General features: G+C 39.3%; 13 protein-coding genes and 1 tRNA gene. 9 read left to right on the top strand and 5 right to left on the bottom strand.

Going from position 1 to position 13,764, the window contains the following annotated elements:
• The first annotated feature begins 26 nt into the window (after positions 1-26).
• Positions 27-1,142: a GDP-mannose 4,6-dehydratase gene (gene gmd / locus OQX64_RS20810; RefSeq protein WP_088302417.1), complete on the top strand. Its 1,116-nt coding sequence runs from the start codon at positions 27-29 to the stop codon at positions 1,140-1,142.
• Positions 1,135-2,133: a GDP-L-fucose synthase gene (locus OQX64_RS20805; RefSeq protein ID WP_322974986.1), complete on the top strand. Its 999-nt coding sequence runs from the start codon at positions 1,135-1,137 to the stop codon at positions 2,131-2,133. Before gmd ends, OQX64_RS20805 begins: the two co-directional genes overlap by 8 nt.
• A gap of 126 nt (positions 2,134-2,259) precedes the next feature.
• Here the strand turns inward: OQX64_RS20805 and OQX64_RS20800 are convergent, their stop codons facing one another.
• Both OQX64_RS20800 and OQX64_RS20795 read right to left on the bottom strand, forming a co-directional pair.
• On the bottom strand, positions 2,260-2,820 hold the full coding sequence (locus OQX64_RS20800; protein WP_265820200.1) for a DinB family protein: 561 nt from the start codon (positions 2,818-2,820) through the stop codon (positions 2,260-2,262).
• Positions 2,821-2,973: 153 nt separating this feature from the next.
• Complete coding sequence (locus OQX64_RS20795) at positions 2,974-3,663, bottom strand: helix-turn-helix transcriptional regulator (RefSeq protein WP_088302418.1); 690 nt, start codon at positions 3,661-3,663, stop codon at positions 2,974-2,976.
• 124 nt (positions 3,664-3,787) lie between these two features.
• On the opposite strand from OQX64_RS20795, the gene OQX64_RS20790 reads away from it, so the two are divergent.
• Positions 3,788-6,265 carry an ATP-binding protein gene (locus OQX64_RS20790; RefSeq protein WP_265820199.1) on the top strand — a complete coding sequence of 826 codons (2,478 nt, stop codon included), beginning with the start codon at positions 3,788-3,790 and terminating at the stop codon, positions 6,263-6,265.
• A 35-nt stretch (positions 6,266-6,300) separates the two neighbouring features.
• Here OQX64_RS20790 and OQX64_RS20785 read toward each other — a convergent pair whose 3' ends face one another.
• From OQX64_RS20785 to OQX64_RS20775, 3 genes are all read right to left on the bottom strand, one after another.
• Positions 6,301-7,632: a sigma-54-dependent transcriptional regulator gene (locus OQX64_RS20785; protein WP_088302420.1), complete on the bottom strand. Its 1,332-nt coding sequence runs from the start codon at positions 7,630-7,632 to the stop codon at positions 6,301-6,303.
• 68 nt (positions 7,633-7,700) lie between these two features.
• Positions 7,701-8,015, bottom strand: coding sequence for a hypothetical protein (locus OQX64_RS20780; protein ID WP_265820198.1), 315 nt, complete (start codon positions 8,013-8,015; stop codon positions 7,701-7,703).
• Positions 8,016-8,122: 107 nt separating this feature from the next.
• On the bottom strand, positions 8,123-8,437 hold the full coding sequence (locus OQX64_RS20775) for a hypothetical protein (protein ID WP_265820197.1): 315 nt from the start codon (positions 8,435-8,437) through the stop codon (positions 8,123-8,125).
• 279 nt (positions 8,438-8,716) lie between these two features.
• Between OQX64_RS20775 and OQX64_RS20770 the strand changes: the two genes are divergently transcribed.
• The 6 genes from OQX64_RS20770 to dut all read left to right on the top strand — a co-directional run bounded on the left by OQX64_RS20770 (position 8,717) and on the right by dut (position 13,577).
• A tRNA-Thr gene (locus OQX64_RS20770) sits at positions 8,717-8,789 on the top strand.
• A gap of 121 nt (positions 8,790-8,910) precedes the next feature.
• Entirely contained in the window at positions 8,911-10,077 is a 1,167-nt protein-coding gene (locus OQX64_RS20765; protein ID WP_265820196.1) for an amidohydrolase family protein, read from the top strand.
• An 82-nt stretch (positions 10,078-10,159) separates the two neighbouring features.
• Complete coding sequence (locus tag OQX64_RS20760; protein ID WP_265820195.1) at positions 10,160-11,119, top strand: NAD(P)H-dependent flavin oxidoreductase; 960 nt, start codon at positions 10,160-10,162, stop codon at positions 11,117-11,119.
• Positions 11,120-11,201: 82 nt separating this feature from the next.
• Positions 11,202-11,489 carry an acylphosphatase gene (locus OQX64_RS20755; RefSeq protein ID WP_088302425.1) on the top strand — a complete coding sequence of 96 codons (288 nt, stop codon included), beginning with the start codon at positions 11,202-11,204 and terminating at the stop codon, positions 11,487-11,489.
• A gap of 135 nt (positions 11,490-11,624) precedes the next feature.
• The gene (locus OQX64_RS20750) at positions 11,625-13,112 is read left to right on the top strand and encodes an oligosaccharide flippase family protein (RefSeq protein WP_265820194.1); all 1,488 of its coding nucleotides are present in this window, start codon (positions 11,625-11,627) and stop codon (positions 13,110-13,112) included.
• A 30-nt stretch (positions 13,113-13,142) separates the two neighbouring features.
• Entirely contained in the window at positions 13,143-13,577 is a 435-nt protein-coding gene (gene dut / locus OQX64_RS20745; RefSeq protein WP_265820193.1) for a dUTP diphosphatase, read from the top strand.
• Positions 13,578-13,764: the final 187 nt, after the last annotated feature.

The raw sequence follows: 13,764 nt of genomic DNA, 5'->3' as shown, positions 1-13,764 counted from the left end.
AAAATATTTTATAAATAAAAAAGACAATGAAAAAAAAGGCATTAATCACAGGCATAACCGGACAAGACGGTGCGTACTTAACTGAACTTTTATTGGAGAAGGGTTATGAAGTTCACGGTATAAAAAGAAGAAGCTCACAGTTTAATACCGACAGGATCGACCATTTGTATCAGGGCCCTGAAGTTGAAAACAGAAGTTTGGTTCTTCATTATGGTGATTTAACGGATTCTACCAATTTGATCAGAATTATCCAGCAGGTTCAGCCTGATGAGATTTATAACCTTGGTGCGATGTCTCATGTTCAGGTAAGTTTTGATGTTCCGGAATATACAGCTAATGCAGATGGTATCGGAACATTAAGGATTTTGGAAGCCATCAGGATCTTAGGCTTACAAAAGAAAACCCGGATTTACCAGGCTTCTACTTCAGAACTTTATGGCTTGGTACAAGCCGTTCCACAAAGTGAAACCACTCCTTTTTATCCCCGTTCGCCATATGCAGTAGCTAAAATGTATGCTTACTGGATTACGGTGAATTACAGAGAAGCATATGGCATGTATGCTTGTAACGGCATTTTATTTAATCATGAAAGCCCGCTGCGCGGAGAAACTTTTGTCACCAGAAAAATTACTAGAGGTGTAGCCAAGATTGGTTTAGGGCTTCAGGATATGCTTTACCTGGGTAATCTGGATGCCAGAAGAGACTGGGGCCATGCGAAAGATTATGTAGAAGCCATGTATCTAATCCTGCAACAAGATGCACCTTCAGATTTTGTGATTGCTACAGGCATTACGACACCGGTTCGTGATTTTGTAAAGCTGGCTTTTGCCGAAATTGGTATTGAAATCGGTTTCTCCGGAACAGGTGTAGCAGAGAAAGGATTTGTGGTGTATTGTAACCATCCTGATTATCAATTGGAGATTGGAAGAGAGGTAGTGGCTGTTGATCCAAAATATTTCAGACCTACGGAGGTAGACCTTTTGGTTGGCGATCCAAAAAAATCAAATGAATTGCTTAACTGGACACCCAAATACAATTTGCAAATGCTGGTAAGCGAAATGGTTGAGGCTGATATTCAGCTTTTCAGAAAAGATCAATTGCTTAAAGAATCAGGCTATACCATAAAGAATCAATATGAATAAGATGAAACAGACAGATTTATTGAATTTAGATGCTAAAATTTATGTCGCAGGGCATAAGGGAATGGTAGGCTCGGCGATAGAAAGAACCTTAATCAACCAGGGCTATACAAATATAATTAAAAGAACATCCAAGCAACTGGATCTTACCGATAAGTTAGAAGTAGATCATTTCTTTGTTTCAGAAAAGCCTGAATATGTTTTCTTAGCTGCGGCCAAAGTAGGTGGTATCGTGGCAAACAACACCTATCCCGCTGATTTTTTATTCCAGAACATGAATATTCAAAATAATGTGATTCATGCATCAATGCTGAATAAAGTTAAAAAGCTTTTATTTCTGGGCTCATCCTGTATTTATCCAAAATTTGCACAGCAGCCTATTAAAGAAGAATATTTATTAACAGGTGACCTGGAGGCTACAAATGATGCTTATGCCATTGCCAAAATTAGTGGAATTAAAATGTGTCAGGCTTATGCCAAACAATATGGCATGAACTTTATCAGTGCAATGCCAACCAATTTATATGGCCAGAATGATAATTATCATCCGGAGAATTCTCACGTGCTGCCAGCCCTGATCCGTAAAATACATGAGGCAAAAGATACCGGAGCGGCTAACGTAACGGTTTGGGGTACAGGAACACCCAAAAGAGAGTTTCTTTATGCAGATGATTTGGCAGAAGCCTGCATCCACCTGATGAAGGTGTACAACAGCAGTGATATTGTAAATATTGGCACAGGAGAAGACCTCACCATTAAAGAACTCGCTGCATCTATTGCAGAGGCTTTGGAATATGAGGGTGATTTAATTTTCGATGTGTCAAAACCTGATGGCACACCAAGAAAACTGCTTGATGTTTCCAGAATCAAAAACACGGGTTGGCTACCTAAAACAGGCTTACCGGAAGGTATTCTTCTGGCTTACCAGGATTATCTGAAACAAATAAACGAATCTAAAATGGCTGTTCGTCATGAAGTGCTTTGTGTATCATAAACACTGAGCAGTTTATACGGATGGTTTATCCAGTATAATAAAAAAACACTTTTTTTATAGTGTGTCACTGGGGACAATTGAAAAACCCTGTGCCGGATGGCCAGGGTTTTATTTTTTTTCTGCTGATTAAAAGCCCGGCTCGTCTGCGCTGGGTCCATAACTTCCCGGAATGGGAATGTCTAAAAGCCGCAGGTAAACACCTAACTGTGCCCGGTGATGAATCGTCTGGCTTATCGAAACGCGAATGGTTTCATATTTTGTCCATTCCCCTAAAATCATTTCGCCATGACGCAAAATCCAGGGTTTATCGAAATCTTCTACCAGCGCTTGCATTAACGCTGACCTGCCTTTGTTATAACTCTCTTCCAGCAGTTTCATCAAATCACCATTATTTTCTATTTGCTTTTCCTGATAGGGAGCAGTAGCAAAGTCCAGCCCTTCGGTTGTCAAAGCCAGGCTAATCCATTCAGGAAGTTCTGCGATGTGGCTGGCCAGCGATTTCATTTTCATGCTTTTTGTATGCGGTGCCCAGTCAAATTTATCAGTAGGTACCAACGCCATAAATTTTTTCGTGGTGTTAAATTCTGATTCCAATTCCTTTAATAATGCTTTAATAATGTCCATATGCTGTTTTTTTGATTTTTCAATTGATTGCAATTCCATCAGTAATAAGTCGGCGAAGCTCATCGTTTTTTCTTTTGTTTGTACAAAGAAAATAGGGGCTACTGACAACCCTATGGCAGTGCCAAAAATTAATTTTAACAGCTATATTCTATTTTGAAATTAAAGGTGGGAAACAGAATTGCATTGATAAGGTAAGTGCTTTGTTGAAATGAAGAATCAAAAATTAACCGGTAGCAGACTCATATAATCGCTGAGGGGCATATGCTCTTTTTTGATAAAGGGTGTTCCCAGGTTTTTTAAACAAGCAATCCGCAGTAAATTAAAGTCACGGTATTCATTCCTGAAATGACACCAGGCAATTAAGTGCCAGCTGAAGGCATAAAAAATCAATCCAATGGGTTCAACAGTTCTTTTGCTTGATATCTCCTTTGCATTTTTATAGTCCAGCTCAATTAAGTTTTTCTCTGAGATGGCATGTTGAATCAGCGAAAGATACCCGTAATTGAAAGTTAAGCGCTCCGGAATCTGCAGTTTAATGTGCTGATTCATTTTTTCTAACTTTTCTTTCTGAGCCGTTTTTAAAACCGCTTTTACCTTTGTCAGTGCTGTAGAATAATGAGAGCGGATGGAGTGATCTGTAAAACCATTTACCAGGCGCTCTACCAGAAGCAGGGCATTTGCCTCATCCATATTGAAAGATACAGGTGGGAGAAAATAACCCTGAACCAGGAAATAGCCTTTGTTTTGCTCAAAACTGATGGGAATCCCTTGTTCACCCAAGGCCTTTATATCACGGTAAACAGTACGAACACTCATATCAAAACGCTGCGCAATCTGCTCTGCAGTAATGTGCCTGGTTGATTGAAGCAGGGTTAAAATTCCGAAAAGTCGATCGATACGGTTCATATGCTGAGGCGAAGTATAAAATTAAGAAATTATTCAAACCATTTCTGAATACAATTGTATTATAGTGTTCGATATGTCTTTTACGCGAAAAATTCGTTTAAATATAGCAAACAAGATATAGTTCATGGCAGCCGCAATTCAGAAGCGTTTTTTCAGGGCAGTAAAAAGTAAAGTCATCATCGGATTTTTATTCGCTTGTTTTGCTTTGCTGCTGGCCTGGGGCATCAGCAAGTTTGCCTTTACCCGGATGCTGAATAAGGTGGAAGAAATCTCTGCCCCGAACGACAGGTTAAGAATTGTAAATGATTTATCACATAAAACGGCAAGGCTTGATCAGTTGCAGCGCGATGCGGCTTTAAATAAACAGGGCAATAATAATTTTTTGCAGGAATCGAGAAGACTCAGGTCGAGCCTGGATACCCTTCGTAAACTTTATAAAGGCGATCCCTTACAGCTTAACAGAATCAAATCAATTAAGCGTTTACTCGTAGAGCGTGATAAACAGTTTATTGCCTATCTGAAAGTGCGTGAAACGCTGGTGAACACCAAGTCATTCTCTAATGAAGTAAAAAAACTTAATGATTTGGTGGCTACCCGTTCCCGTCAGACCGATAGCGCAGTTTTAACCACCGAAACCACTACATCAACCACTACTGTTGCACCCGAAGAAGAAGAGAAATCAAGAGGTTTTCTGAGTAAACTGTTTGGTAAAAAGAAAGCCGACGTGTATAAAATCATAAATGAAGAATTTAAGGTTAAACGTGATACCCTGAATGCGAAGGCTGAAGACAGTATTATGAAAAGCATGACCGGCTCCCTAAAAAATATTGAGCTGGAGCAACGTCAGAAAAGCCAGAAATTTTTAAAACGCGAAGCAGATCTGTCTAATGCAAGTAATGCCTTAACCAACCAGATTCTTCAGATTTTAAGGGAAGTAGAAAGTGAAGCCGTTGCGCAGGTAGATTTAAACGGCATCCAGGCAAAGGAAGTTGTAAATGATGGAATTACCCAGATCACCGTCATTATCGTTATTTTCTTTTTTCTTACCGTAATCCTGCTTTACCTCATCCTGACAGACATTACTAAAAGCAATAAATATCGTAAAGCATTGGAAGAAGCTAAAGACCTGGCTGAATATCATGGCAAAGCGAAACAGCGGTTTTTATCAAACATGAGCCATGAGATCAGAACGCCCTTACAGTCTATTCTGGGCTATGCAGAGCTGATCTCACAGCAGGATGCTCCGGATAAAAAGGATGTGAATGCCATTTACCAGTCTTCCATCCATCTTCTTCAAATTGTAAATGAGGTGCTGGATTATAACCGCATCATTTCGGGTGAGTTCAGCTTTAACAACCAGGTTTTCGGGATTAAAAACATGCTTGATGAGGTCATTTCGGTTATCCGCCCGCTGGCCGAAAAAAAATCGCTCCGGTTGATTACCAGCTTAGACCTTGGCGGGGTTGAATTTGTTTGTGGAGATGCTTTCAGGTTGAAGCAGATTCTTTTTAATTTGCTCGGCAATGCGGTAAAATTTACGCTTAAAGGGGAAATTATGCTGACAGTATCCTGTAAAAAACAGGCCGGCAACCTTCATTTTAATTTTACCATTAATGATACCGGGATTGGTTTCGACAAGAAAGATATTCCTAAAATTTTCAATGAATTTGAGCAGATAGAATCTCCGGAAAAATATGTGCTCAATCAAACCGGAACAGGATTGGGGCTGCCTATTGTAAAAGCATTAATTGATGCGCAGGGTGGAAGAATCCATGTGAAAAGTAAAGCCGGGGTAGGAACAACATTTAATATTTATCTAACCTATCAGGAAACAGCTGAAAAAATCCCTGATCTGCTAGATCCGGAGCATTATGCCATTATAAATCCGGGAATGGTTTGGGTGATTGATGACGACAGGTTAATCCTCGATCTTTGCGGGCTGATTTTTGAAAAAAATAACATTCCGTTTAAGCGGTTCAGTCAGGTGGCAGATATGCTGCATGCCGATGCCGATCCGGAGTTAAAATATGTTTTGGTGGATATGCGTTTACCGGAAATGACCGGGATGGAACTCTGCCATATCCTGAAGAAAAAGCTGCCTGACCATGTTAAATTTTATGCGATTACTGCTCAGGTATTGCCAGAAGAGCGGGAAATGGTTTTGAGTGAAGGTTTTGATGGGTTGATTATGAAGCCTTTCCGTGCAGTGGACCTGCTGTCTATTTTTGATAAAACAGCACTTGTGAACAAGGCCCCGGAGTTTGATTTTTCGTCTATTGAAAAAATGACTTTTGGAGATCAGGAGATGCTTGAAAAAATATTGATCAGATTTAAGCAGGATTGCATAAATGATGCATCAGCATTAAAGGTACATCTGGAAGAAGGTGATCAGGATAAAAGTCGTTTGATCGTCCACCGCCTTGCCGGAAGGACGGCTCAAATGGGTGCTAAAACCCTGGCGCAGGCATTGCGGCAACTTGAAATAAGGATTGCGGAAAATGGCTTAAATCCGGAAATTAATGCAGCAGTGTTAGATGAACTTACTCAGCTGGATGCTTTAATTGCCGTGATGGAGGAAATGGAGCCTTCCGGTGGGCAATAAAAACAAATTGATTGGTTATACATAGCCTAAAGAGCCTATTCAATTCCGTACCGTTCCATTTTTGAATAAAGTGTTTTACGGTCTATGTTGAGCATTTTTGCTGCTTTGGACTTGTTATGTTTCGCCTTGATTAAGGTTTCGGTAATTAAAATTTTTTCGTTTTGCTCGTTTACAGCCTTTAAATCGGAAGCACTGCCGGGCATGGTCTGCTGGTTAACGGAGATCATCATTTCATCGGGCAGGGCATTTACCTGGGCTACCTCACCCGGCGTAAGCAAAACCATCCTTTTGATCACATTGCTCAATTCTCTTAAATTTCCAGGCCAGTCATAATTCAACAGCAATGATTTTGCTTCTGCAGAAATACTTTTTACATTTCTGTTCAGGTCGCGATTTGAAAGCTGTACAAAGTGATTGATAAATAATTCGAGATCACTCCCCCTGTTTCGTAGCGGAGGCAGCTGAATTTTAAATTCGTTCAGGCGGTGGTATAAATCTTCCCTGAATTCACCACCGGAAATGCTGTTTAACAAATCATCGTTGGTTGCCGTGATGATCCGAACATCCACAGCAATCTGTTTCGTACTCCCTAAAGGTTGAATCACCCGCTCCTGCAAAGCACGAAGCAGTTTGATCTGTACTTCATAGCTCAGGTTCCCCACTTCATCCAAAAATAAGGTGCCGCCATTGGCCGCTTCAAACTGACCTTTTTTATCATTTAATGCGCCGGTAAAAGCACCTTTGATATGTCCGAATAATTCGCTTGCGGCTAAATCTTTTGATAGGGCACCACAATCAATGGCTACAAAAGGCTTACCGGCCCGTTTGCTTTGCTGGTGTAAGGTTCGGGCTGCGAATTCTTTTCCCGTACCACTTTCTCCCTGAATAATCACTGACATATCAGTTGGTGCAACGAGGTCGATGTGCTCATATAGCCGATCTGCGATGGCACTTTTACCTTTAATCAGATCTGCTTCAGCCACTTCGGTTTTTACATCATTTGATTCCTTTTTGGTTAAGGAATTTTTAATCACCATTAAAAGTTCATCCGGGTTTACGGGCTTGGTAATGTAATCAAAGGCACCCATCTGCATAGATTTTACGGCCGTTCTAACATCGTTAAAGCTGGTCATGATGATGATAGGCGTAGAGATCCCCAGGTTTCTGGCGTGCGTAATGACGTCAAAGCCAATGCCGTCAGGAAGGCGATAATCAATCAAAAATAAATCAAATGTTTCATTTTCAATTAATTTGAAAGAAGGTTTGATATGTGTTGCCAGTGTGATTTCATGACCTTTCTTAGTCAAAAAGCCCTCAAGCAATTGTGCAAATGTTGTATCATCTTCTAAAATCAGGATTTTCGCCATACAGCAAAAATAAGAAAAGCCAGTTAAAAACTGGCTCTCTTGTACTAGGTAGATGTAATATTTAGGGTTTATTCAACTGGTTTACCATCTTTATCGATTTTAATCGAACCAGTTTCGGCTTCTTTTTTTACATTAATGATGTAATATTCTTTCGCACCTTCTTTAACTGAAAATGCTTCAGTAGGCGTCCAACCTTTATAAGTATCAGATTTTAATGCGGTAGTAACCGGCTCCGGAAGTTCTTCCAGTTTAACTGGTGTTTTCACTGCACTATCCTGAACTGCAACAATTGCAGCATTTTTCATGGTATTTACTTCACTTGCCTGTACTGCTGAGAATCCTGCAAAAGCTAAGAACGCAGCTGATAAAATTAATTTTTTCATCTTTTTATAAATTTAAGGTGATGAAACTATATAGTTTCGTGATTTGTTTTAGTTGAGCATAGCCCGAAGGCTACGCTTATGGTTGATTATGCCTTCAGGGCATTTAGTTATTGAACTGGTTTACCGTCTTTGTCAATTTTCACAGAACCTGTTTCTGCTTCTTTTTTAACATTGATTAAGTAATATTCTTTTGTGCCTTCTTTAACTGCCCATGCTTCAGTAGCTGTCCAGCCTTTGTAGGCATCAGATTTTAATGCGGTGGTTACTGGCTCTGGAAGCTCTTCTACTTTAACCGGAGTTTTTACGGCGCTATCTTGAACTGCAACAATTGCAGGATTTTTAATTGTATTTACTTCACTTGCCTGTACTGCTGAGAACCCTGCGAACGCTAAAAATGTAGCTGATAAAATGAACTTTTTCATAGTATGTAAATTTTAATATTTAATATGTGTAACAATACTTGCTAATGTTTCATAATGATGCCAAAGCTGGTATGAGTTATTAAGTATTTGTTTATCAGTTTATTAGTGTTGTGCCAGAAATTATGAAATGGGGAATTTCTCCACAAGTTGTGGGTATTGGCCACAGATTGGTTTTGTGTTTCGTCATTGCTGGGCTGCTTTTTTAACTCAAAACTTCAAAAAATTAAAATAAATTTTATCCAAAGAATATTTTTTTCTATCATTGCAGCCCGATAAAAAGCCTCCTTAGCTCAGCTGGTAGAGCAACTGACTTGTAATCAGTAGGTCATTGGTTCGATTCCGATAGGAGGCTCTTTTTTATTTACGATTGTAGATTTACAATTTTAAATTTATTCCAAAAGCCAAAATTTTCTTCCGGCATTTACTTATTCGCTACATTACAAATCGTGAATCTAAAATCCTAAATTCGCTTTATGCTAAGATATTTTTCAGCCGATTGGATTTTTCCTGTTGCTTCGGCTCCGGTTAAAAATGGGGCGGTTGCTATACGACCTGATGGCGAAATCTTTGCAATCTTAACCGAAGAAGAGATTGCGAAGCTTGACGTGGATGTCATAAAATACAAAGGCGCCATTGTTCCGGGTTTTATTAATACCCATTGCCATTTAGAACTTTCGCACATGATGGGGCAAATCCCTGAGCATACCGGATTAGTAGAATTTGTGCACAGCATCATTAAAAGCAGGCAGGGCGATGCAGGGCAGATTAAAGCTGCAATGGAAACTGCCGACCAAAAAATGTTCGAAAACGGTATTGTAGCTGTTGGCGATATTTCAAACCAAATTTCCTCTAAAGGGATAAAAGAAAACAGTAAAATCCATTATCATACCTTTATAGAGGCACTGGGCTTTAACCCTGAAAGCGCTGCCTTCATAATGGATCATGTTAAAGGCATTAAAGAAGATTTTGAACCACTGCCGGCATCTATCGTTCCACACGCACCCTATACTGTATCGCCTGAATTATTTGAATTAATCCGGGATCAAGCTGAAAAAGGTAATGATTTTATGAGTGTCCATAATCAGGAAACGGATCATGAAAATGCTTTTTTCGAAAGTAAAACAGGAGGATTTTTAGACTTGTACAAATTTTTAGGACTGGATATCTCTTTTTTCGAGCCTACACACAAATCATCATTACAAAGCTGGCTACCTTATATTAAGGAACAAAAAATTTTATTGGTACACAATACTGTTTCAAACAAAGCTGATGTTGAATTTGCGAAAGCACATAATCAACATTTATATTGGTGCCTTTGTCCGCAGGCTAATTTATACATTGAGAATACCTTGCCCAATGTTGATTTACTGATTGACGAAAAAGTGAAAATTACCTTGGGTACTGATAGTTTGGCCAGTAACCATCAGCTGAATATTTTAGCTGAAATGAAGACTTTACAGGAACATAAAAAGATTGCTTTTGAAAAGCTTTTGCAATGGTCTACCATTAATGGTGCTGAATTTTTAGCACTTAACCAACAGTTAGGAACTATAGAAATCGGTAAAAAACCGGGATTGAACCTCATTCAGTTATCGGAAGATTTTATCATTGTGAGTGATCAGGTGGTGAAATTATTTTAATCTGAAATATAAACCCGGATGTAATTTAAAAACATACCTGCGTTTGGATTAGCTTAAAGCTTATCCGGCTAAATAAAATATTATGGAGTTAGAAAATGCCATATGTAAATGCTTTAATATCAAATATCCCATTATCCAGGCGGGTATGGTTTGGTGCAGCGGCTGGAAACTGGCTGCTGCCGTTTCGAATGCCGGAGGTTTAGGGATCATTGGTGCAGGCTCCATGTACCCGGAGGTTTTAAGAACACACATCCAAAAATGCAAATCAGCTACCGACAAACCTTTTGGGGTTAATATTCCATTGCTCTATCCGAACATTCAGGAAATTATTGATGGAGTAATAGAAGAAGGCGTAAAAATTGTTTTTACATCAGCAGGCAATCCCGCTACATGGACCAGTATTTTAAAAGAACAAGGAATTACCGTTGTTCATGTGATTGCGAATACAAAATTTGCTTTAAAAGCAGAAGAAGCCGGTGTAGATGCGATTGTTGCCGAAGGTTTTGAAGCCGGCGGACATAACGGTCGTGAAGAAACCACCACCATGTGTTTAATTCCGATGATTAAGGAAGCTGTACAGATTCCGGTTATTGCAGCCGGTGGTATTGCCAGCGGAAAATCGATGCTGGCTGCTTTTGCGCTGGGTGCTGATGCGGTACAAATTGGTTCTGCCTTTGCGGTTGCCGAAGAATCATCGGCTCATCCAGCATTTAAAAATAAAATTATTTCGGCTGTTGAAGGTGATACCCGGCTAGCCATGAAGAAGCTGGTGCCCGTGCGATTGCTCAAAAATGAATTTGCAGATGCGATAGCAAATGCGGAAGCAGCAGGTGCAGACCAAATTCAACTTCGCGAAATGTTAGGTAAGGCGAGGGCAAAACTGGGTATGTTTGAAGGTGACATGGCGCATGGTGAGCTTGAAATCGGTCAGGTTTCAGCGATGCTGAAGGAAATCAAACCGGCAAAACAGATTCTTGATGAAATCTGGCAGGAGTTTACTGAACGGAAAAAATATTTATCAAGCTTAGATTTTTTATTTTAAGGAACAGATGGACACTAAATACTTAATGGTACGAGTTTAAAAAACAAGTGTAACATCACACAAAAAAATTAACTTTGCTGTCATGACGAAACACATCGATATCAAAGTAACGGGCAAGGTGCAAGGCGTATTTTTCAGGGCGAGCACAAAGGCTGTAGCCGATCAGATGGGTATTCGCGGCTTTGTTAAGAACGAAAAGGATGGTTCTGTTTACATTGAGGCAGAAGCTGAACCGTTTATTTTAGATGCTTTTATAGACTGGTGCAAAGAAGGACCGGAGAAATCGGTTGTGGAAAATGTAGTGCTAAGTGATGGCGAACTTAAAGATTTCCGAAATTTCGAAGTAGTAAAAAAGAATTTACTCTGGTAAGGTTAAGGTTTTAAGTTGACGATCACGATTTCGCAGCTAAATTAAAATTATATATCAATATTATTAATCAGATTTTAGGTAGGTTGATGGATGATAAATTCAATCTAAAATCTAAAGTCCAAAATCTACAATCACTTGTCTGTATATAAAAAGTTTCTTGGACAAACCATGGTTTATGGAATCAGCACCATAGCTTCGCGGTTATTAAACTTTATTTTAACACCTATATTTACCAGGAGTTATGGTGCTGCAGCGCTAGGTGTTTTTACCAAGATGTACGCTTATGCTTCCATGACTAATGCGATTCTTGCATTTGGAATGGAAACCACTTTTTTCCGATATTTAAATAAGTATGAGGATAGAAAAGCCCAGGTTTACAATAATTCATTTTTAATTGTAGCTTTTATTTCGGTGCTATTTTTGATTACAGGCCTTGTTTTTACCGAGCCGATTACAAAATGGTTGCTTAACAATAACATGTCGCACTATCAGGATCAAAAAAGATATGTTCAATATTTTTTGTGGCTACTGTTTTCTGATGCCATTTGTGTGATTCCCTTCGCCAGGATCAGGGCCGATGGAAAGCCATTCCGATATAGCATTATCAAGTTTGTTAACATTTTAAGTTATGTATTGCTGAGCTTATTCTTTATTTATGGTATTCCTTTAATTATTCAACATGATTTGCCTGGGCGTGAATTTTTCCAGGGCTGGTTCCGTGATAGGTGGGTTGGATACGTTTTCATCTCAAACCTGATCGCCAGCGGAATTACTTTCTTGTTGCTTGTGCCCGAGTTTTTAAAGGTACAGTTCAAGTTTGATGCGGCCTTATTTAAAAACATGCTCTCGTACAGCTGGCCGGTACTGGTGGCCAACTTATCCTTTATCATTAACGAGAATTTAGATAAAATCCTGTTAGACCGTTACACCACCGAAGCCCAGGTAGGAATTTATGGAGCGGTTTGTAAACTGGCCATCTTCCTCAGTATTTTTAACATGGCCTTCAGGTTGGGGGCCGAGCCGTTTTTCTTTAGTTATGCAAAAAATGAAAATGCAAAAGTTACCTACGCCAAAATTCTCGAATATTTTGTCATTGCCCTTTCTATTCTTTTTGTGGCTTTAACAGCTAATATTGAGATTCTGAAATATTTTATCAGCAGAGATAAGGCCCACCTCGCTGAATATTGGGTTGGCTTGCCGGCTGTTCCGTATCTGTTAGTAGGTTATGTGTGTTTGGGTATTTACATGAACCTTTCCATTTGGTACAGGCTTTCTGATCAAACCCGTTTCGGACTATATATTTCTCTGGTTGGTGCAGTAATTACTATTGTGTTTAACATGATTCTGATCCCGAAATATAGCTACATGGGTTCTGCATGGGTATCAATGGCCACTTATGGCACTATGATGATCATCTCTTATCTCCTCGGGCAGAGATATTATCCAATTCCGTATAACCTTAAAAAAATTCTGGCTTATTTAATTATTTCCACTATTATCGTATTTTCATCGTTCTTTATTTTTGATAAAAACATTTATATCGGCAATGCCATGCTTATCGCATTTATTGGCGGAATTGCTTATTTCGAAAAAGACGATTTAAGAAAGATGTTAAAACGATAAATAAAATCATTTACACCACTAGTTTTTAAAATGACAATCAAAATCATCAATAAATCTGAATATCCACTGCCACAGTACGAAACGGCTCACGCTGCGGGGATGGATTTAAGGGCATCAATTGCGGCAGAAATTACGCTTAAACCTTTACAACGGGCGCTTATTCCCACAGGTTTGTTTATGGAACTGCCTGTAGGTTTTGAAGCACAGATCAGACCGCGCAGTGGTTTGGCCTATAAGCATGGTATCAGCATTGTAAATTCCCCTGGCACCATTGATGCTGATTATCGTGGAGAATTGAAGGTACTTCTGGTCAATTTATCAGATACAGATTTTAAAATAGCGAATGGAGATCGCATTGCACAGATGGTTGTGGCCAAGCACGAGACTGTTCAATGGCAGGCAGTTGAAGCACTTGAAGAGACGGCCAGGGGTGAAGGTGGTTACGGACACACAGGGAAAAGCTAAGTTTAGAATGTGTGAATTTTGAATTAGTGAATGATAACATCTTGAATGATTGAATGATTGAATGATTGAATGAGAGAATTTCGAGAAAGGAAATTTTTTTGCAATTTGTCTAAACATTCCATCATTCACTCCTTCTATCAATTATTTGTGATAAGATCTTGAATGATTGAATGAGAGAATTTCGAGA

Origin of the sequence: Pedobacter sp. GR22-10 (assembly GCF_026239715.1) — a bacterium.
Classification (GTDB): Bacteria; Bacteroidota; Bacteroidia; order Sphingobacteriales; family Sphingobacteriaceae; genus Pedobacter.
This window is presented reverse-complemented; position numbering and strand designations above follow the sequence as displayed.